The following is a 272-nucleotide window of genomic DNA, read 5'->3' as shown; positions in this document are numbered from 1 at the left end:
ATTAAAAATGATTTATCAAAAATAGTAATAGAATCTTCCTGGGGCTTTGGAGAAGCAATTGTTTCTGGAGAAGTNNTAGCAGATGAATATATTGTAGATAAGAATACATTTATTGTATTAGAAGTAAAAATAAATGAAAAGAAAGTTATGACAGTATATGATCCAGNNTCATTTACAAAAGAAGTAGAGGTTCCAAATGAATTAAAGAATGCAAGAGTATTATCTGATGATGAAGTGAAAAAATTGGCAAATTATGGAAAAATATTAGAACA

The 272-nt window shown here is 26.9% G+C and carries 1 protein-coding gene; it reads left to right on the top strand.

What is annotated here, in order from left to right; genetic code table 11:
- Positions 1 to 272 (top strand): PEP/pyruvate-binding domain-containing protein (locus LUA84_RS03340; protein WP_457913295.1); only part of this gene is annotated, 272 nt, incomplete at its 3' end.

The organism is Candidatus Nanopusillus massiliensis (assembly GCF_920984865.1).
The sequence above is the reverse complement of the archived record's forward strand: the minus strand, read 5'-3'. Positions and strand labels throughout refer to the sequence as shown.